Annotated in this window: 15 protein-coding genes and 1 pseudogene; 3 read left to right on the forward strand and 13 right to left on the reverse strand. The window is 33.8% G+C overall.

Annotation, left to right across the window (positions count from 1 at the left end):
- Positions 1–876 precede the first annotated feature (876 nt).
- From A9G11_RS05735 to ilvI, 8 genes are all read right to left on the reverse strand, one after another.
- Positions 877–1785, reverse strand: coding sequence for a lysine exporter LysO family protein (locus tag A9G11_RS05735; protein ID WP_065618544.1), 909 nt, complete (start codon positions 1783–1785; stop codon positions 877–879).
- 185 nt (positions 1786–1970) lie between these two features.
- On the reverse strand, positions 1971–2897 hold the full coding sequence (locus A9G11_RS05740; RefSeq protein ID WP_176701240.1) for a VirK/YbjX family protein: 927 nt from the start codon (positions 2895–2897) through the stop codon (positions 1971–1973).
- Positions 2898–3150: 253 nt separating this feature from the next.
- A complete protein-coding gene (gene eno / locus A9G11_RS05745; protein WP_065618546.1) occupies positions 3151–4452 on the reverse strand; it encodes a phosphopyruvate hydratase in 1302 nt (433 codons plus the stop codon).
- 45 nt (positions 4453–4497) lie between these two features.
- A complete protein-coding gene (pyrG, locus tag A9G11_RS05750; protein WP_065618547.1) occupies positions 4498–6135 on the reverse strand; it encodes a glutamine hydrolyzing CTP synthase in 1638 nt (545 codons plus the stop codon).
- A gap of 235 nt (positions 6136–6370) precedes the next feature.
- Positions 6371–8563 (reverse strand): IgaA/UmoB family intracellular growth attenuator, encoded by a 2193-nt coding sequence (locus tag A9G11_RS05755; protein WP_065618548.1) that lies wholly within the window; start codon positions 8561–8563, stop codon positions 6371–6373.
- Between the two features lie 131 nt (positions 8564–8694).
- A complete protein-coding gene (locus tag A9G11_RS05760) occupies positions 8695–10341 on the reverse strand; it encodes a hypothetical protein (RefSeq protein WP_065618549.1) in 1647 nt (548 codons plus the stop codon).
- A 224-nt stretch (positions 10342–10565) separates the two neighbouring features.
- Positions 10566–11060: an acetolactate synthase small subunit gene (gene ilvN, locus A9G11_RS05765; protein WP_065618550.1), complete on the reverse strand. Its 495-nt coding sequence runs from the start codon at positions 11058–11060 to the stop codon at positions 10566–10568.
- The gene (gene ilvI / locus A9G11_RS05770; RefSeq protein WP_065618551.1) at positions 11060–12778 is read right to left on the reverse strand and encodes an acetolactate synthase 3 large subunit; all 1719 of its coding nucleotides are present in this window, start codon (positions 12776–12778) and stop codon (positions 11060–11062) included. Before ilvI ends, ilvN begins: the two co-directional genes overlap by 1 nt.
- A 289-nt stretch (positions 12779–13067) precedes the next feature.
- Between ilvI and ygfZ the strand changes: the two genes are divergently transcribed.
- A complete protein-coding gene (gene ygfZ / locus A9G11_RS05775) occupies positions 13068–13946 on the forward strand; it encodes a tRNA-modifying protein YgfZ (RefSeq protein WP_176701241.1) in 879 nt (292 codons plus the stop codon).
- 260 nt (positions 13947–14206) lie between these two features.
- Here the strand turns inward: ygfZ and A9G11_RS05780 are convergent, their stop codons facing one another.
- From A9G11_RS05780 to ppdD, 5 genes are all read right to left on the reverse strand, one after another.
- Positions 14207–15358, reverse strand: a complete 1152-nt coding sequence (locus A9G11_RS05780) for a M20 aminoacylase family protein (RefSeq protein ID WP_065618553.1) — start codon at positions 15356–15358, stop codon at positions 14207–14209.
- A gap of 174 nt (positions 15359–15532) precedes the next feature.
- A complete protein-coding gene (locus tag A9G11_RS05785) occupies positions 15533–16321 on the reverse strand; it encodes a prepilin peptidase (RefSeq protein WP_065618554.1) in 789 nt (262 codons plus the stop codon).
- Entirely contained in the window at positions 16321–17496 is a 1176-nt protein-coding gene (gene hofC, locus A9G11_RS05790; protein ID WP_065618555.1) for a protein transport protein HofC, read from the reverse strand. Before hofC ends, A9G11_RS05785 begins: the two co-directional genes overlap by 1 nt.
- The gene (locus A9G11_RS05795; protein ID WP_065618556.1) at positions 17493–18602 is read right to left on the reverse strand and encodes an ATPase, T2SS/T4P/T4SS family; all 1110 of its coding nucleotides are present in this window, start codon (positions 18600–18602) and stop codon (positions 17493–17495) included. The genes hofC and A9G11_RS05795 overlap by 4 nt, the downstream gene beginning before the upstream one ends.
- 31 nt (positions 18603–18633) lie before the next feature.
- The gene (gene ppdD, locus A9G11_RS05800) at positions 18634–19065 is read right to left on the reverse strand and encodes a prepilin peptidase-dependent pilin (RefSeq protein ID WP_065618557.1); all 432 of its coding nucleotides are present in this window, start codon (positions 19063–19065) and stop codon (positions 18634–18636) included.
- Between the two features lie 206 nt (positions 19066–19271).
- Here ppdD and ampD point away from each other — a divergent pair.
- Positions 19272–19817 (forward strand): annotated as a pseudogene (ampD, locus tag A9G11_RS14760) (1,6-anhydro-N-acetylmuramyl-L-alanine amidase AmpD); the annotation flags it as partial.
- 6 nt (positions 19818–19823) lie between these two features.
- Entirely contained in the window at positions 19824–20135 is a 312-nt protein-coding gene (locus A9G11_RS14765) for a YqcC family protein (RefSeq protein WP_442902971.1), read from the forward strand.
- The last annotated feature ends 258 nt before the right edge of the window (positions 20136–20393 follow it).

A 20393-nucleotide genomic window follows, 5' to 3' on the forward strand; every position in this document is an offset into this window, starting at 1 on the left:
GTCAACAATTTTGATTTTTAAGAAAATTTCATAGGAATATGACTAATAATCAAACATTAATTAAAAAAATTAGCAAATAAAAAAACCGCCTACTCGGCGGTAATTATTATAAACATTAGAAAAAATTTCATATTTATAAACTACCTATTCGGTAGTGACGCGCCGTAAAAGCGATGGCGCCACCTATAAAATTTCTAAACTACCTATGCGGTAGCGCGAATAAGTATAAAAGAATTAATTATTTTTTACTAGCACCCTTTATATATAACTGAGTATATTTTGTAAAAATATTTTAGGTTAGCTATACGTTTTAGTATAAAATCCAACCTGAATTCAACATCTAAGAGAGTGATAACTGGATTTGTTTATATATAATATGATACATATTTTGTAAAAAATATTCAGGAGTCTATACCGTTTTATTTTTCTTTTGACGTTACATATAGCGCCTAACAGAGTTATAACGGGTTGGTTTGTATATAATTTGATACATATTTTGTAAAAAATATTCAGGAGTCTATACCGTTTTATTTTTCTTTTGACGTTACATATAGCGACTAACTGAATTATAACGGGTTGGTTTGTATATAACTTGATACATATTTTGTAAAAAATATTCAGGAGTCTATACCGTTTTATTTTTCTTTTGACACTACATATAGCGACTAACTGAGTTATAACAAGTTGGTTTGTATATAATTTGATACATATTTTGTAAAAAATATTCAGGAGTCTATACCGTTTTATTTTTCCTTGACGGGCTTAATTCAAGAATCATGATACTATTTAGCTAACAATAGATTAGAACAAAAACACACTAATCTTGAGTTAAATAAAGAAGAATGAATAGTGTTAACAACAATTATCATCAAGCAACTATAGCATTCCATAATTAAACAGCGTCATAAGAATTGGCATTAATAGTGTAAGTAAAAATCCTTGAACGATAGCTGCTGGTACAATGCTGACTCCGGCGCCTTTTTGCAACATCGGTAAGGTGAAATCCATTGAAGTTGCGCCACATAATCCAAGTGCAGTTAATTTATAGCGTTTAATAAGGGTTGGAATTAAAATAATGGCGAATAATTCGCGTAAAATATCATTAAGAAACGTAGCACTTCCAATAATAGGACCCTGTGCCTCGGTCATCAAAATACCTGATAATGAATACCAACCAAATCCCGATGACATAGCTAATCCAACACGTATAGGTAACGCCAAAATCAGTGCTGCAATTAAGCCACCTAAAAACGTCGTAATAACAACTAATATTGTAGTTGCTATACCAACTTTATTTAATAATATTTGTTTGATTGAAATGTTATTACTTCGTAACTGAATGCCTATTAATAATAATAAAAAGACTAATACGACTTCAGAGATATTTTCAGTATATTGCCAAATAAAAAGGGGTAATAATCCCGCAAGAAAACCTAGTATTAGTGCAATACAAACTCGCAATGATTCAAGGATCATTTTAAAACGTGATTCATAAGTTTGGCTGGTATGAGTCAATCGCCAAGGCAGAAATAGATCGACCAATACTAAAAAAATAAAATTACAACCAAAAGAACAGACAAAAATAATGCAGGTATAAAATATGATATTTTGTAAGTTGGCAATTAAATTATCTAAGTGAGCGAGTGATGCCCCCATAATAAAGAGAATAAAGTACACCATCCAACTAAGGGATTGGTTGATTTTTGCTATCCATTTTTTATCTTTGAGTTTAATTAAGTAGCCTAAACACAAAGGAACCAGTGCAATTAGAATACCAAAATACATATTTTATTCCCTACCTGACAATGTTATTTTTAATATATCATTTTTCATTTTTTGGAAAAGTTTTAGACAAAATCGATAGTTTAAATTTCACATACTACTTATAGTTAGTCTCTTAGATGAAACAAATATATGATTTTACAAACAACAGCAATATATACACTTTGCATATATATTGCTGAGTATTATTATTTTAAAGATGCTAAATGTGTTTCAATTTCAAAGCTTAATTTATCCAATAAAGCATAACGATTGCGATATTCCGAACGTTTTTTACTCGCTATTTCTTCAATTGATTTACGATGGATTTCATTTGGTAAAATAAATAGACCTTTTGAATCTTGTTTACCGTCGACAGTTAACCAAAAATCGTCATAATCAGAAAGAATACGTTCTTGACGACTAGTATAACGCCAATTATTGTAAATGTGCGTTTTATTACCCACTGCTACAATTTGCGATAACTTAAAATAGCGCGCAATGGTTAATGCGGCTTCTAACGCCACACGTTTAGGAAAAAGTCCGTAACACTCTTTTGTGGCTTTTTGTACGCGCGTTTTAGCATCATCGTGACCCGTACCTTGCAATCCGGCGATAAATAGAGTCGGTTTTTGTTGGTACTGGGTGATTGTAAAAGTCAATGTAGCTAAATCAATACCATCATTGTCATAAAAATAGAGGCTTATCTCCCCTTCTCGCGCAAATTTATTGCGAGCTTGGATAGCTATTTGGATATTTGCTTCATTTTTAACAGTCATATTTGCCAGAACAAAAGGAGTATCAGGATCATAAAACGCTCTACTCATACTGTCTGGTTGCTGTGATAAAAAATCATAATGATAAGCTAATGCAGCAAATCGCTCGTTTTGAGTTAAGCATGAAGACAGATAGGGGCGTTGTAATTTACAAGGTAAATTAGTTTGACTTGAAAAATAGTAACCAAGCAGTGGGTACTGTCTTAATTTATCTAGCCATTTAAGGGTAATTGGTTTTAAAAACAAGGTTCTTAGAAAGAACTTATAACGATAAGTCGCTTTAAGCCATAGTTCATTTAGCGGGAGTTTACCTGTACAGAGCCAGTTAAATAGTTGCCATTTACTTTTTGGCTGAGACATATTCGTAATGTTATTCATAAGCAGATTAAATTAAATCGAGTTAGTTAAACTATAAAAAATTATATGATGACTAAATTAATAAATTTGAGTTTAATATTAAAAATATCAGTCACAAAAATAGGAATTAAGAGTACAACACAATATAAATCAGCGCAACCTTACTTATATAATGTGATGTTAAATTTAGTGAAAATAAAAAACGGTGAACTCATCCACCGTTTTTATTCAAGATTAACTAGTTTATTACAACTAATTATTGACCTTTAACTTCTTTTAGACCGTTAAAAGGTGCTTTTGAACCTAAAGCTTCTTCAATACGGATCAATTGATTGTATTTAGCAATACGGTCAGAACGGCTCATAGAACCTGTTTTGATTTGACCAGCAGCTAAACCAACAGCTAAATCAGCAATAGTTGAATCTTCAGTTTCACCAGAACGGTGAGAAATAACTGCAGTATAACCTGCATCTTTCGCCATTTTAACCGCTGCGATAGATTCAGTTAATGTACCAATTTGGTTTACTTTAACTAAGATAGAGTTAGCAATACCTTTTTCAATACCTTGTTTGAAGATTTTGGTATTAGTAACAAATAGATCGTCACCCACTAATTGGATTTTGTGACCTAATGCTTTAGTTTGGTATGCCCAACCTTCCCAATCACTTTCATCTAAACCATCTTCGATAGATACGATTGGATATTGTTCAGTTAAACCTTCTAAATAATGAGTAAATTCTTGAGCAGTGAATTCTTTATTACCTTCACCTTTTAACACATATTTACCAGTTTCTTTGTTATAGAATTCGGAAGCGGCACAGTCCATCGCTAAAGTAATGTCCTTACCTAATACATAACCCGCTTTTTCTACTGCTTCTTTAATGCATTCAAGTGCTTCAGCATTTGAACCTAAGTTTGGCGCAAAACCACCTTCATCACCAACGGCAGTGTTCATTCCTTTAGCATGTAATACTTTAGCTAAGTTATGGAACACTTCAGAACCAATACGGATTGCTTCGCGTACAGTTTTAGCACCAACTGGTTGAATCATAAATTCTTGTAAGTCGATGTTGTTGTCAGCATGTTCACCACCATTGATGATGTTCATCATAGGTAATGGCATAGAGTATTGACCTGGAGTACCATTTAAATCTGCAATGTGTTGATAAAGTGGCACACCTTTAGCAGCAGCTGCTGCTTTAGCATTAGCTAGAGATACAGCAAGAATTGAGTTAGCACCTAAGTTAGATTTAAAATCAGTACCATCTAAATCAAGCATGATTTGGTCGATAGCAGCTTGATCTAATGCATCTTTCCCTAAAACAGCTTTAGCAATTGGACCATTAACGTTTTCAACAGCTTTTAATACACCCTTGCCTAAAAAGCGAGATTTATCGCCATCGCGAAGTTCTAATGCTTCACGTGAACCTGTTGACGCGCCAGACGGAACGATTGCTAGGCCAACAAAACCACCCTCAAGATGAACTTCTGCTTCAACTGTTGGGTTACCACGAGAGTCGATTACTTCACGACCATGTACTTTAACGATTTTTGCCATGTTATTTTCCTCTATATGACAGATAGTAACTAAAGATATATAAAACTATTTCTGTTGTTGCTGTTGATAGGTTCTCGCTGCTTTAATAAAACTACTAAACAGTGGATGCCCATCTCGCGGAGTTGAAGTAAATTCCGGATGGAATTGACAAGCAACAAACCAAGGATGATCTGGAATCTCTATAATTTCAACTAATTTCCTGTCAGTTGAAAGCCCAGTTACTTTTAATCCTGCTCTCACAATTTCTGGTAATAAATTATTGTTGACTTCGTAGCGGTGGCGATGACGTTCAGTAATCGACTCTTTCTTATACATATCCGCTACCAATGAATTAGGTTCTAAGTGACAAATTTGTGAACCTAATCGCATAGTACCACCAAGATCGCTATTTTCATTACGTTGAACGACTTGACCAGACTCATCACTCCATTCCGTAATTAAAGCTATAACAGGATTAGCACAATCTTTAACAAATTCAGTTGAATTAGCATCTTTAATACCCGCTACGTTGCGTGCATACTCAATCATAGCCACCTGTAAGCCAAGACAAATACCTAAATAAGGGATTTTATTTTCGCGAGCATAACGCGCAGCGATAATTTTACCTTCAACACCGCGATAACCAAATCCACCTGGAATTAAAATCGCGTCTAAACCTTGTAGTAATTCAGTACCTCGTGATTCAAGATCTTCTGAATCAATATAGCGGATGTGTACGGTTAAGCGATTTTTTAAGCCACCATGTTTTAATGCTTCATTTACTGATTTATATGCATCCGGTAAGGCAATATATTTACCCACCATACCAATCGTGACTTCACCAACTGGATTGGCCTCTTCGTAAATCACTTGTTCCCATTCAGATAGATCAGCTTCGACACAATCAAGGTGGAATCGATTGCAAACAAAAGTATCTAAATTTTGTGATTTTAACAATGCAGGGATTTTATAAATTGAATCCACATCTTTTAATGAAATAACCGCACGTTCTGGTACATTACAAAATAGTGCGATTTTCGCTCTCTCATTGGCCGGAATAATACGATCAGAACGGCAAATTAACACATCAGGTTGGATACCAATTGAGAGTAACTCTTTAACAGAATGTTGCGTTGGTTTGGTTTTCACTTCTCCAGCAGAAGCCAAATAAGGGACTAAGGTTAAATGCATAAATAGTGTATGTTCACGACCAACATCAACAGCTAACTGACGAATAGCTTCTAAAAACGGTAAGGATTCAATATCACCTACTGTACCGCCAACTTCAATGATAGCAACATCAAAACCTTTGGCTCCATCAATAACACGAGATTTAATCGCATTAGTGATATGCGGAATGACTTGAACCGTTGCCCCTAGATAGTCGCCACGACGCTCTTTACGTAAAACGTCAGAATAAATACGTCCAGTGGTAAAATTATTTTTTCGGGTCATTTTAGTGCGAATAAAACGCTCATAATGCCCTAAATCAAGATCAGTTTCTGCCCCATCTTCTGTGACAAAAACTTCACCATGTTGAATTGGACTCATTGTACCCGGATCGACATTAATATAGGGATCAAGTTTTAACATGGTGACTTTTAAATTGCGGGCTTCTAAAATTGCAGCTAGTGATGCTGCGGCAATGCCTTTACCCAAAGAAGAAACGACACCGCCTGTAACAAAAATATAATTTGTGACCATTAATACCAGACCATTATTAATTTATTAGAATAATATTGCATCGTTTTTTAATCAGAAAACTAACACAATATTCGATGAATCAGACGGGACAGTAGTTTAACACAAACCCATTTAGCTCTCAATTGAATAATTACTTTTAACCAATGTTTAATTAAAGCTGGCTAGCATCATTAATGTTTAACATTATTTGCTTGCCAGCTGAATTTAATAGAAATAGTTAATCCTAGATTAACGCTTATATTATCAGGTTCGCATAACTAACGATAATATTTTTATACCTGCGACGATTAGCTAGGAGTTTCCAAAAGAACATCAATCCATTCCATAAAGTGATTAATACTATAACAGCAAAAAACACTATATTAATTATTATGGGTGAAGTAAATGAGGTTAATTCATCTTTATTCATACTAAAATGAGGATCTGCATTGATAGTTACAGTTGAAATCGAATTATCATCATGATAATCAAAGTCAGTCACTAAACCAGTAATATGAATATTTCCTCCTTTCCCTGATAGCGTATTGTAATAATAAATTAATGGTAATATCTCTTTACTTATATCACCGATATCATTAGTCAGTGTGATTATTGAGGCATCTTGGTTATTCACTACCGTTAAACCCAATTTAGATTCATTTTTTTGATAACTCGCTACAACTGGTTTGAGTTGCTCAATTTGTTTAGCTAACAATTTAGCCCTTAGTTCTCTGATGCTTGAAGTTAAATCTCCAGTTTGAAAAAAAACAACCAGCGAGTCAAACTCAGGGAATTTATGACCATATTCAACCACAGCAGACCAATTTTCCTCAGAGAATGTATCTGTTGTTATCAATTTCAATAAAAATCTTTTAATAAATTTACATTCATCGATATCTGATGCCTTACAACTTTCATTGACGACCGTAATTAAATGTCCTACATGTAATAATTTAGTTAATTTAACATTTTCGCTATAACGATTATAATTACCATGCGTTCTATATAGTTCATTCAATAATTTCAACTCTGATTTTAAACTCTGTTGAGCATACTTAACTGACATATCATCTACAGTTTCAACCAAATTTTCATCGAATAAATCTATCATCCAATTTGGTATCGCTTTTACACTAAAATTTGCATCAGTGGTTGGTTGAGTATTGATAATAATTTTTTGGCATTGATCATAATTATCAGAGTGAGTAACATCACATGACGCACCATTTAGTTGTATGTTGACTAAATCACCCTTCTGCAATGAACCATTTTTTAATAAAGTTGTATCGTTAATATTTATGGTATTTACTGTTTCATTGATGATTCGATAAGAGAATAATGCATTATCCATTACATTGGACACATAAAGCACTACACCTGATAAAATAAGCCCTGTGAAAAATAGTAAAAAGTTTCGTTTTAAAAACTTTGGTGGACCAAACTGCTCTACTTCTCGGCCTATTGATAATGAATAACCATAACGTAGGAGTTTATTATCATCCAGCGAAACATCCATCTCAACGTCTGCTGTAGTATTTTCCGGTAAAAATAACCGCCAATGCTCAGGGTATTTAAAAACCAGAGTATCACCGACTATAATTTGACAATCCACAATATTATTATCGTCGATTGTTCCCCGAACGCGATTGACGTTATATATTTCGGATTTTGGTTTATGCCAACAACAAAACAAACTCAAGAATAGGAAAGCAAAAGCCATTATGATTATTTGGGCTCCGTCATAACACCAATACCTGACAAAAAAAGTTACCGCTAATATCAAAAATAGTACTGCAAGCCAGCCTGTATTATGCTTAGTTCTAATAGCCGATTCTAATGGCGTTTCTTCTCGCTGTTCAATAATTTCATAATTACGTTTTTTATATTTTTCAGATGTTAGTGATGAACCTGTAATTGTATCAGTTGTTTCATCTTTAATATTGATAAAGGAGTTTGAGCGACCTGCTAGCCAATCTTCCTCAATTTGTTTTTCATCGTCAACACTATCTGCGGCGGTTTGTAAATCATAGTCATTAATATTGACAATAATAGCATATCTTTCGGTGAAAACGACCTCTGCAACATTAGTTTCTGCAAGATAACGTTCCATATTATATGGGAAAAACACCTCTATCCCATTGATTTTATAATAAAAAGAAGTCTCTTCACTATCAGAATACAAACTATGGCGAGTACAAGCTCCCGTTATTATCGATACATTGATATTAACTAATGAAGATTGATGTTTATATGGAAATACGGATTCTTTATTAGTTAAATAAGGTTCTAAAAGTAACACCTCAGTGGACGTTAATTCTCTTATTGATTCATCATCATCAATGAGTTCATTTAAATTTTGTTTATTTTCACTTCGATCAGTTTTGAAACCGATCCAAGATAATATGGCAAAGCCGATTAGAATAATTTTGAAGATTAAATATAAATCCATATTATTTCCTTATTCCCTTATATATCTAATTTATTGTTTTTGATTATGATAATAATTAAAAAATTACTGTAGCTCCAATTAATTAATAAATTTTATTTAACTTTGTTTATTCTATGCATGATCAATCATATTCATTGGTTTGCATATGCAGTAGTAATCCTATTTTTTCGATGCAAATTGGCAATTAGCTTCCAACATAAAATCACACCGTTCGAAAAAGCAATTAAAGTAGTAATAACAAAAAGCAATACACTAATTAATATAGGAGATGCTAACGAGACTAAATTTGCATTATTTTTATTAAAAAGTGGATCATCATTTATGATTAGTTTTGAAACTGATTTATTATCCTCATAAACAATATCATCAACTAAACCTGCAATATTAATTTTACCACCAATACCTTTCAACGCATTATAATAGCGATTTATGATCATCATACCGACAATATTATTATCAGCATCAGGCTGGATTATCGTTATTTTTTTATTATTTGCCAACGCTAAAGATACACTTTGTTGCGAAAACTGATAATTCTCCAATTCCATGTTCAATTGATCGATATAGTAATTTAGTACAGATTCTTGTAAAGAATTAATTAAATTGACTATATTTTCTACCCGATACGCATTAACAATTTCTTCATAATCAGGATGCTGTTGACTATATTTAACCATATCCTCCCATTTATCTATTCTTTTTCCGGAAGGTAATAAAGTTTCCATTAAAAATTTTTTCAGGTAATAGGGTTGATCTTTTTCAAATAGTTTACAACTCTCATCAACGACGGAAATCAACTCATTGATATTCAATAATTTAATCAAACTATGATCGACATAATCATAGTCTTGCTGAAAACGACGATCATACTTAATTTTCTCTTTTATTTCATTTTTTAACTGTGTTTCTCGTTGCACAACTGCATCATCGCGCTTGGTTTTAATTAAATTATTATCAAATAATTTTTTGATCATCATCAAATCAACTTTTACAAGTTCTGCCTCATTTACTGGTCGATTATTAATATAAACTATGTCTGATTCATCTAAATAATCATTGTAATTGGCTTTGTATGAAGCCCCACTCATGTTTATATTGATCAAATCCCCTTTTTGAATAGCACTGTTTTTAAGTGTGACTGCATCATCAAAATGCCAAACATTGACTTTATTATTAAAAGGGTAATAAGAAAATAGGTCACTATAAACAATATTCGATAACTGAAAGATAATAATAGATGAAACTAATCCCACTATAAAAAGGATTAAATTTCGTATGATATATTTTGCAGCGCCAAATTGTTCTATATCACTACTGATTGATAAATTGCCATAACAAAGCAACCTTCTGTCGCTCAAAGTAACATCCATTTCTTCACTATCCAATGTTTTTTCAGGAATAAATGACTGCCAATGAGGAGGATAATTTACAATTAGATCTTCACCAATTGTAATTTGGTGTTTAAGCGAATTTTTATTTTTAATTCTAGCCTTGATATGAATTACATTAGCACGATTACATTGAGGTTTATGCCAATAACAAAAACTGGTAACTAAACAACTAATGCCCATCAATATTAAAATTGAAGTTTCAGCTCTATGCCAATAGATAACAAAAAGCCCAATTGTTGTTGCTAACAAAATAGCGGTGAGCAGACCACTCTTTTTTTTATTTCTATTGTTCGATTCTAAGTCGGTTGCTTGCCGATCGCCTAATACTTCATAATTCGATGTTTTACTCAGTACATAGGATTGGTCAACATTAAAAATCTGATCCATTTTTATTACATTCTGTTTCCCTGAATCATTTAAATAAACATCCTCAACATGTTTATTATAATCAGATTGCTTAGTCTATCTTTCTTATTTTATCGCTATACGGTTAATATCATCATTATTAATGTATTGTTGTGTCATTATTTCTTTTAGTGATTAGTGTTTATCAAATAACTCTTTGAGTAAAATATTGGCGCATAATGCGCCAATTTTAGATACGAGTTTTTCTATTTAACGGTTTTTTCACTTCTTGATAAACCAATAATACCTGAACGTACAATCTCTATAATGTCACAGGTTTCACGAATAGATGATAAAAAAGAATCAAGCTTTTCACTTGTTCCAGATAATTGAACGATATATTGTGTAGCGGTAACATCGACAATTGATCCTCTAAAAATATCTGCACAGCGTTTAACTTCATCGCGCGCATCCGATCCTTTAGCGGCAACTTTGACCAACATAATTTCACGTTCAACATGAGGTCCTTCTGTTAAATCATGTACACGATAAACATTAACTAGTTTATGTAGCTGTTTTTGAATCTGCTCAAGTACATGTTCATCACCGGTTGTTTGAATAGTCATTCGGTGCATGGTTGGATCTTCTGTTTGTGCGGTGGTTATCGTTTCAATATTAAAACCACGTTGTGAAAATAAACCAATAATTCGAGATAAAGCACCCGGTTCATTTTCAGTTAAAATCGATAATATATAACGCATTAGGTTCTCTCCGTTTTACTAAGCCACATTTCACACATTGAACCACCACGGACTTGCATTGGATAAACATGTTCTGTTGCATCGGTCATCACATCAACAAAAACCAAGCGATCTTTAATCGCTAGTGCCTGTTTAAGTTTAGTTTCAAGCTCTTCGCGCTTTGCGATAACCATACCAATATGCCCATAAGCTTCAGCTATTTTGGCAAAATCAGGCAAAGACTCCATATAAGAGCTGGAGTGTCGACCTGCATAAATCATATCTTGCCACTGCTTAACCATTCCTAAAAAGCGATTATTTAGATTTAAAATTAACACAGGTAAACCATATTGCAATGCAGTGGATAACTCTTGGATATTCATCTGAATACTACCATCACCAGTTACACAAACCACTCGTTGCTCAGGAAAGGCTAACTTAACACCTAATGCGGCTGGAAAACCAAATCCCATGGTACCTAAACCACCAGATGTAATAAAGTGACGAGGTTTATCAAAAGGATAATAAAGTGCAGTAAACATCTGATGTTGACCAACGTCAGTTGTTACAAATGCATCACCTTTAGTTAACTTATATAATACTTCAATTGCTTCTTGTGGTTTAATGCTTTCACCTTCATGGCTATAAGCAAGGCAATGACGTGCGCGCCAGTGTTCAATTTGCTTCCACCAATCAATAAGGGCATCCAAATCACGTTCGGTGTTTAATTCATCGAGTTGAGATAACATAGTTTGGACAACAACTTTCGCATCACCCACGACAGGAATGGTCGCCGAAATAGTTTTGGAAATTGAGGTAGGATCAATATCTACATGAATGATTTTAGCTTTCGGACAATACTTTTCAACATTATTGGTAGTTCTATCATCAAAACGCGCCCCAATTGCAAAAATGACATCGGCATTATGCATCGACATATTAGCCTCATACACACCGTGCATGCCTATCATACCCAAATAGTGCTTATTGGTTCCCGGAAAAGCACTAATTCCCATTAATGTAGAGGTCACAGGTAAATTTAGTTTTTCAGCTAATTGCTTAACTTCATCACTCGCCTGAGCGCTTATTACTCCACCACCGATAAAAAGTACTGGTTTTTTAGCTGCCAATAAAGTAGTTAACGCTTTTTTAATTTGTCCTTTATGACCTTGAATGGTTGGATTGTACGAACGCATTGCAACCGTTTTAGGGTAGTGATAATTATATTTATTAGCAGGATTAACTATATCTTTTGGTAAATCAATAACAACCGGTCCCGGTCTGCCCGTCGAGGCGATATAAAATGCTTTTTTGATAATTTCTGGTATATCTTTGCTATCTTTGATCAAGAAACTATGTTTGACAATCGGACGAGAGATCCCAACCATATCACACTCTTGGAAAGCATCATTACCAATTAAATTACTGGCCACTTGTCCTGATATGACAACTAAAGGTACTGAATCCATATAAGCGGTAGCAATGCCTGTAATGGTATTAGTAGCACCCGGACCAGATGTCACTAATACAACCCCGACATCGCCTGTTGCTCTTGCATAACCATCAGCCATATGCACCGCAGCTTGCTCATGGCGAACTAAAATATGTTCAATGCCCCCGATAGTATGAATCGCATCATAAATATCAAGTACACTACCACCCGGATAACCAAATATTTGTTTTACTCCTTGGTCAATCAAAGATTGAATAACCATCTCTGCACCTGACAGCTTTGCCATGGTTGTAGCCTCCAATGTTACTGATTTGTAATTTAATTATTCATTTTGCATGAACTTATACACAAAATCAATGAACTCAATACGGTAAGTGTTAAGTTATTTTACTACTGTAAGGTAAAATAGAATTTTTAAAATAGCGAAAATAGAGAAAATTTATTGGTTTTTCTATTGGGAAATATTGTTTATTGATTTTATTGTAATTTTTAATATTTTTATATACACTCAGAAGAATTTAAATGCAATCTGGAACGGTAATAACAATACGTCATTCCAGAAAAAAGGAGTTATGATGAACAATCTCTTTTTGAAACCAATTTCACTTGCTGATTGGCAGTTGGTAAAAATATCCGGTGAGGACAATCAAACATATTTACAAGGACAAGTTACCATAAATATGAACGATCTTTCCGATCAATCAGCACTATTTGCAGCACATTGTGATGCCAAAGGTAAAATGTGGAGTAATTTAGTACTTTTCCGACGGGGACAAGATATCTATTATATTGTGCGCAAAAGTGTTGCGGAAAAACAGATAGCTGAGTTAAAAAAATATGCTGTGTTTTCAAAAATAAATATCACTATGGAACAAAATCTAAATATGCAGGGATTAACGAAAGAGTTGATCCCACAAGAGATATATAACCAGTTAGATGATAAAAATTGTTTCACTGCAAATAATATCACTTATATCAAATTACCTTTACCAGAAGTAAGAGTTATTATGGTGACACCTGAAGACCTTACTGATGATTTATTACCTTGTAGTGAATGGCTCCGTTTAGATTTACAAGCAGGTTATGCCATTATTGACGCCGAGAATATGCAAAGTCTTTTACCTCAAGCTTGCAATTTACAATATCATGATGCGATTAGTTTTGATAAAGGTTGTTACTGTGGACAAGAAATGGTAGCACGCGCTCAATTTCGTGGAGCCAATAAACGCGGACTTTATTTACTTGCTGGCAAAAGTGATGTTTTGCCGTCTATTAGTGATAGTCTTGAATATCTTATTGAAGGCAATTGGCGTGAAGGAGGTCAAGTTCTTGCCGCACTAAAACTCAATCAATCTAATGATATCTACGTACAAGTAGTGCTTAATAATGGAATTGATATTAATACACTCTTTAGGATCAAAGGGCAACCTGACAGCAAATTAAATTTCAGCTGACTAAAAATATTTTTGTATGGTTACTGTTGAGTATCAAAGAATCATCTTTTATTGTGGATCAACAGTAACCAACTGCTACCTAAATATAGGTCTTTATTAAATAAAAATTAACATGTCAATTTGATGAATAAATAGAAGATTAAAAATTTAATCATCATTGTGATTTAAGTTCATTAATAAATGCGTTGCATTAACCCTAATCTATTCATATTTTATTGTTATATGACAATAAAATATGAATTATTACTGTCATTATGGTTTTATTTTCCCAACTCTTGATTAACTATTTCAACAAAATACTCAACGCCGGTAGTTAACACTTCATCATTAAAATTATAAGCTGGATTATGTAAATTAGCTCCTTCACCAGCACCTAACCAAACGTATACACCTGGTATTTTTTGCAACATAAAAGCGAAATCTTCCGCACCCATTGATGGTAACGGATCAATAATCAATCTATCTTGCCCGACCACTTTCTCAGCAGCAGTAATTGCTATATCAGCTTGCGCTTGGTAATTAATGGTAGCTGGATAACGACGTTGATAGTCAATTTCAGCTTTGGCCTCAAATGTTGAGGCAATTCCTGTTGCAATCTGTTTAATTCGAGTTTCGGCCATATCTTGAACTTGTGAATTTAAGGTTCTTACCGTACCACGAATAACCGCTTGTTGAGGTAACACATTCCAAGTATCACCACTATGGATTTGAGTCACACTAACAACCAATGAACTAAGCGGATCTGTATTACGACTAACAATACTCTGTAAACCAGTAACGATTTGTGCTGCAATCAGAATGCTATCTTTACCCAAATGAGGAGCGGCCGCATGCGCACCAAGACCAGTAATTTTAATTTCAAAGACATCATAAGAGGCCATAATCGCGCCATGGGTAATATAAAAATGGTTTAATTGCATATTGGGTTGATTGTGAATACCATATACAGCTTCAATTGGGAAACGATCGAACAAACCATTTTCCACCATCACTCGCCCACCCCCTTCATTCTCTTCGGCTGGTTGGAAAATAACCACAACCGTACCAGCAAAATCGCGATGCTCAGCAAGATATTTGGCAGTACCAAGTAACATAGCTGTATGCCCATCATGACCACAAGCATGCATTTTGCCGTGAATAGTTGAACAGTACTCAATTTTATTTTCTTCTATAATATCTAATGCATCAATATCGGCACGTAAAGCTATCCATCGTCCATCTTGATTACCCTTTATAATGCCAACAACGCCTGTTGGGGCAAAATCAGTATACAATTCAGTAATGCCAAATGATTGTAATTTCTCAATAATAAATTTAGTGGTATTGGTTTCTTCAAACGCGGTTTCCGGATGAGCATGGATATGATGACGCCATGTGATCATATCTGTTTTTAATCTAGCAATAGTATTCATTATTTATTCCTTAACTCAATACTTTATTTGTAACAATTAACTCTATTTAATATGCACTATACCCTTGTTTTAACCTTTAGAAAAATAACTATTAAAGCTATTGTTATTTATTTTGATTATAAGCTAACTTAACAATTATAATAAAATCTAGTTAAGATTAGATTTTATTATAATTTACAGATAGTTAATTGATAAGAGTGCATCATTGATTTGCTGATTAAAATAACAGAATATATACCCTGAAATTAATAAAAACGGCCCAAACGGGATGACAGTTAAAGCCCGAATGTTTAAAACATACCGCAAAAATAGATAATAAATAATACCGAATATTGAGGCCAACAGTAATAATAACGGGAGTAAAGCGTAAGAAAGCCATGCACTAATAGCAACGAGTAATTTTATATCTCCCTGCCCTAATCCATGTTTTTTGGTAAAGAAATAAAATAGCGAGGCTGGAATTTTTAATAAAAAATAACCAAGCAACATACTGAATAAAGACGATGTTAAAGTCAAATCAAGCCATTGAAAATAGGCAAAAATCACTCCCGTCCACATTAAAGGTTGTGTTAAAAAATCAGGAAGTAAATAGTAATTAAAATCAATCAGCGCCAAAAGCAAAAAATAACAAGCGAGAAACATTAGGATTAAACTATGCCCATTAATTCCCTTATCAAGAAAAATTACCCAAAATAATATCCCAATTAATAATTCAAAGAAAAGATAGAGATATGAGATTTTACAATGACAATAATAACATCGTCTTTTCAATACTAGCCAAGAGATAATGGGAATTAATTGCCAAATGGTTAATCTAGTTTGACAACATGGACAAAACGATCGTTTGAAAGTGATTATTCTTAGATATTCAATTGGTGTTTGTAACGGTGAAAAACGGCAATAAGCGACATGAATAAAACTACCAAAACATAGCCCTAAACAGATAAATAAAACAGTCATCATTAGTGGATCACCTCTCCTAGTTGGAAAATAGGTAGGTACATTGCCACAATTAATCCACCAATAATTAACGCCAAAACTAACATTAATAACGGCTCAAAAGCTTGAGCTAAATTATCGGTTAATGTTTGATTTTGTTCTTGATAATAATCAGCAAGTCTCCCCAACATAAGATCTAAGGTACCTGACTCCTCACCGACCCGAATTAACAAACTACATAAAGTGGGGAAAAGTGGCTGTTGATTAAGCACATAACTAAAACTATGGCCTTGCTCTATCTCCGCTATCATCTGATAAATCCCTTTGCGATAATGGCTATTATAAACAGTTTTAGCCGTCGCGGATAAACCGGCAATTAGTGGGATACCTGCTCGTTGTGTAATAGTTATCGTTTGGAAAATTTGCGTCAAACACGTTGTTTGTATAACTCTACCCATGAGCGGTAATTTTAACACCCACCCATCGATACTAGTTTGATAACGTACCTGTAAATAGCGTCGATATAGCTGATAACAGACCATTATAATGGCGAACCAAACTAACCATGTATTTTGTAAATAATGAGAAAAATTGATAATTAATTGCGTAAACTGAGGTAAATCTGCATCGAAACTCTGGTATATATCTGAAAATTTAGGTAACACAAATAGTAACATAATTAGCGTAACACTTATGGATACCGATAATAGAAAAAGTGGGTAACGCATCGCTTTTTTTATACGTTTTTGTAACTGTATCGCTTTTTCAAGTTCGATCGCTAACTGTTCAAAGCTTAAATCAAGTTGACCAGTCAGCTCACCTATTGCAATAATTTCACTATAAAGTGAGGGGAAAATGGCATGATGTTCGCTAAGTACTTGTGATAAAGGATCACCTTTGATTATTTGATGTTTAATCTTAGCCAGAAGATATTGCCAATGAGGTTTTGGATGTTCTTCAACTAGTAACTGCAAACTATCAACAATAGATAATCCAGCTTTTAACATCGTCGCTAGCTGTTTAGTGACAATTAGTAGTTCTGTTTTGTTAAAACTCCGGGCAGTAATTGGCTTACCCGCTTTGATTTTGATTGCAAACTGTCCTTGTAATAATAACTGATGTTTAGCATTTAGCGCCGAAGTTGCAATTATTTTATGCTGAGTAAAGTTGAGATCATACCAATAATAGAGCCTTTTCACCGGAAATCACCTAAAACTCGATGTAACTCAGCAAGTGAAGTCATCCCTTGTTTAACTAAATTTTTGCCGGCATTTTGCAATGAAATCATATTAATTGGCGTGATAACTTGATGATTTAATATCTGTTGTTGAATCTCTGGGGTAATAACTAAAAATTCATACAAACCAATCCTGCCTTGATAACCACCAATACAGTGATTACACCCCATAGCAATAAAATGTGGTATAACTTCTTGTTCAAGCTTAATGAGTTCATTTGCCACCACTTTACAATGAGGGCAAAGTTTACGCACTAAACGTTGAGCTATGATCAATTTAATACTCGATGCTAGTAAGTAATTTTCAATGCCCATTTGATTTAGTCTGGTTATTGCCTCAATACTAGAATTAGTATGTAGGGTAGATAATATCAAATGTCCTGTTTGAGCTGCTTGAATAGCAATTTCAGCGGTTTCTTTATCTCGAATTTCACCTATCATCATAATATCTGGATCTTGTCTGAGAAACGCGCGTAATATTATCGAAAAAGTTAAGCCTGCTTTAAGATTTACCGGTGTTTGATTAATCCCTTCTAATGGAATTTCGATCGGATCTTCAACACTACAAATATTGCGATCAGTTTGATTTAGGATTTTCAGTCCGCTGTATAAAGTCATTGTCTTACCACTTCCAGTCGGTCCAGTCACTAAAATTAATCCTTGAGGGTAATTTAAGATTTGTTGAAAAGTAGTAAGATCTTGTGCGGTGAATCCTAAATCGGTAATTGCAAGTTGACTTTCATGATTATCCATAACGCGTAAGACAATTTTTTCCCCATTAATCACCGGTAGTGTTGAAATCCGCATGGCATAGTGATCAATAACGAGTTGACCGTCTTGTGGTAACCGTTGTTCCGCAATATTTAACTTTGCCATAATCTTTAATCTGGCTGCTATCTGTTTGGCTAACGTCAAAGGTGGTGAAGTCATATCCTGCAATACACCATCAATCCGCATCCGTATACGATAGCTATGTTGATAAGGTTCAAAGTGAATATCTGATGCGCGCTTCGCTAATGCATCTAGTAGTAATTGATTAATACTCTCAACCAGTTGTTCTTGTTGCATAAATTGCATTCCTGTTCATGTCACCATTTGATTAGAATTTAAAAATCTCTTCACAAGCACTGGTTAAACTATCATCAGCCGGCGATGTTGCACAGTTACGTGTCCAGTCTAAATTACCATTAATAGTATTTATTGTTGGTGTCAAAGTCGTTGTTAATCCTAATAAAGCATTACGTCCAACTAATGTAATCACACCTTTTGTCACAGTAATTGAGGAGACATAATTACTTGATTTCGATACTGGTATACCGTTACTACCACCATTACAATTGGCCAATAGACCTTGCTCTATTGCACAAATTTCAATGGCTGTTTTATAAGAAGTCATACTTTGTAACATATCCGTAATGGCTGCTTTTTTTACATACCCCTGATAAGCAGGTAAACCAATAGCAGTTAAAATGGCAATAACAATTATAGCTATCATAAGTTCAAATAAAGTAAATCCTGATTGATTAGTCATACAGTTTCTCGACAAATAGAATAAATGATTCAATACAAGTGACTTTATAGCAAAATAAAAAAATGAAATAATAATGACATTAATAGGCTGGAAAGTAAGATACAAAAGTTATTTTAAGCCTTTCTTTAATTAACATATCATTGTGAGATAAATCGCATATTCAGACCGAATAAGCAAACAGATTGATTAACATTGTCGGAGTCAGCATGTCTTTTAAAATTATTAACGGGTGGTTACAAAATGTAAAACATGTTATTTCACCTTTTTATAATGAACGCCCAATAGATAAACCTATTTCATTACTGGTCATCCACAATATTAGCTTACCGCCTAATCAATATGGTGGGCCTTATGTTGAACAACTCTTCACCGGACAACTTGACCCTAAAAAACACCCCTATTTTGCAACCATTTATCAATTACAAGTATCAAGCCATCTTTTTATTCGTCGTAACGGTGAAATCATACAATTTGTTCCTTTTGATAAACGTGCATGGCATGCAGGTCAATCACAATTCAAAGGACAAGAAAATTGTAATGATTTTTCTATTGGAATTGAATTAGAAGGATGTGATAGCGAAGATTTTACTGAACAACAGTATCAACAATTAGCTACGGTAACTGTATTATTGCAACAATCCTACTCTATTGTCGATATCGTTGGACATAATGATATTGCACCTGAACGTAAAACCGATCCCGGTCCTTATTTTAACTGGCAATATTATCTAAACTTGATCTCTGAGAAAAGGCAAACAGTGTTAACCATAAATCAACTTAATCAAATTGAAGATGAGATGCAAAAACGTATGTTATGGCAAACAACTCCGCCCAAAGCAGATGCCTTTTTAAGTCAAGAACCCTTTGCTATTGATACTATGGAAGCGCTTGAATGGCTACAATGGATCTTTATTCCGCGTATGCGAGCATTAATTGATGCAAAGACTAATTTGCCTCAAGGATTTGCTCTACACCCCTATTTCGAAGAAGCATTAAAAGAACAAGACGAGGTTAGCCAGTTACTGCTACTTATTAAACAATTAGATGATTTATCCTCACCAACAAAGTAAATCTTGATAGTACTTTTGCTGTAATACCGTCAAAGATAATTGGCGGTATAAATGGCAGCTTACTTAATTCGATCAGACTTATTTCTTAAAATTCAAATCATTGGCTATATAAAAAGTCACACTACTGTAAAAATGTTTCAGGTTAAGCATACGTTTCAGTATAAAATTAAAATAAAATGACTAATTATTATGCAAACAGATTATTGGGTTTATTTTGACCTTTATCAAAAATAGTTTTTTTTATGAAATAAAATCAAT

The sequence above is a fragment of the Gilliamella sp. wkB108 genome, assembly GCF_001690195.1.
GTDB lineage: Bacteria > Pseudomonadota > Gammaproteobacteria > Enterobacterales > Orbaceae > Gilliamella > Gilliamella apicola_L.

Excerpts from the sequence above, each read along its gene's own strand:
- A9G11_RS05780 (WP_065618553.1), bottom strand. The coding sequence starts at position 15,358 with ATGAATACTATTGCTAGATTAAAAACAGATATGATCACATGGCGTCAT.
- A9G11_RS05755 (WP_065618548.1), bottom strand. The coding sequence starts at position 8,563 with ATGGATTTATATTTAATCTTCAAAATTATTCTAATCGGCTTTGCCATA.
- A9G11_RS05740 (WP_176701240.1), bottom strand. The coding sequence starts at position 2,897 with ATGTCTCAGCCAAAAAGTAAATGGCAACTATTTAACTGGCTCTGTACA.
- eno (WP_065618546.1), bottom strand. The coding sequence starts at position 4,452 with ATGGCAAAAATCGTTAAAGTACATGGTCGTGAAGTAATCGACTCTCGT.
- A9G11_RS05785 (WP_065618554.1), bottom strand. The coding sequence starts at position 16,321 with ATGATGACTGTTTTATTTATCTGTTTAGGGCTATGTTTTGGTAGTTTT.
- ppdD (WP_065618557.1), bottom strand. The coding sequence starts at position 19,065 with ATGACTAATCAATCAGGATTTACTTTATTTGAACTTATGATAGCTATA.
- ilvI (WP_065618551.1), bottom strand. The coding sequence starts at position 12,778 with ATGGCAAAGCTGTCAGGTGCAGAGATGGTTATTCAATCTTTGATTGAC.
- ygfZ (WP_176701241.1), top strand. The coding sequence starts at position 13,068 with ATGAACAATCTCTTTTTGAAACCAATTTCACTTGCTGATTGGCAGTTG.
- A9G11_RS05795 (WP_065618556.1), bottom strand. The coding sequence starts at position 18,602 with ATGCAACAAGAACAACTGGTTGAGAGTATTAATCAATTACTACTAGAT.
- A9G11_RS05735 (WP_065618544.1), bottom strand. The coding sequence starts at position 1,785 with ATGTATTTTGGTATTCTAATTGCACTGGTTCCTTTGTGTTTAGGCTAC.
- ilvN (WP_065618550.1), bottom strand. The coding sequence starts at position 11,060 with ATGCGTTATATATTATCGATTTTAACTGAAAATGAACCGGGTGCTTTA.
- A9G11_RS05760 (WP_065618549.1), bottom strand. The coding sequence starts at position 10,341 with ATGGATCAGATTTTTAATGTTGACCAATCCTATGTACTGAGTAAAACA.
- pyrG (WP_065618547.1), bottom strand. The coding sequence starts at position 6,135 with ATGGTCACAAATTATATTTTTGTTACAGGCGGTGTCGTTTCTTCTTTG.